This is a genomic window from Vibrio sp. 10N.286.49.B3 (genome assembly GCF_002873395.1).
Classification (GTDB): Bacteria; Pseudomonadota; Gammaproteobacteria; order Enterobacterales; family Vibrionaceae; genus Vibrio.
The window spans coordinates 1-798 of the sequence record NZ_MCUV01000073.1 but is presented as its reverse complement, the minus strand read 5'-3'; the positions used below and the strand labels follow the sequence as shown (position 1 = coordinate 798).

The 798-nt window shown below is 28.3% G+C and carries 1 pseudogene; it reads left to right on the top strand.

From position 1 onward, the window contains the following. Positions 1 to 798 (top strand): annotated as a pseudogene (locus tag BCU68_RS16990) (hypothetical protein); the annotation flags it as partial.

Sequence of the window (798 nt, the reverse complement as noted above, 5' to 3'; positions counted from 1 at the left end):
ATAATAATGATAAGACTAAAAAAACATTAATAAATTTTTCTAATAAAGAAAGTTCCATATATAAAGTTAGTAAGTACGATCTAGCGAAAGAAGTTTATGATGAAGCTAATGGTCTAAATTGTAATTTTAAATTATTTATATATGATCATGTATTTGTGCGAAGCCCTAATATTAAAAGGTTTTCACGTGGCGCAGCCCCTTATAGCTTGCATATAAAGTCGTTTTATTTTGAGCTAAAAGATAATACAAGTTATACAAGTTATACAAGTATTTCTTCATCAAACTTTGCAGTGAGAGATTTAGTAAAAGAAGAGTTACTTCTTACTTTTAAAAATGATGAATCAACTCAGACTGCAAATAAGATATTTTTTGATACATTGATTAGCAACTCTATTCCTATAGAAAGGTACTTTGTGTCAAATATATTATCTAAAGATCATTCTGCCAAATTTGTTGTTAGGCATGATAGAGTTACTAATTTTTATAGTGCTCCATTTTTTGAGAATAGTCCAGTTGAAGTGCGTGGTTTTATTGGTAAAATAATTCGAGAGGCACAGTTTAGAGTCTGTATTGTTGCTCAACACATGACTGAATTTTTAAACGACTTAAGTAAGATTCAAATACCGGGTGTAGAAGTTAACATTTTATCCCAAACATATGTTGATCATACACATACACAACAAGGACCATGGAATAATTTTGTTGAAATTAATGGTCAAAAATTCAAAAGTAGGGTTCCTAGTAATACTTCTAAATTTAAAGAGTTTATAAGTAAATTTTCTGATAATAATATAGGTA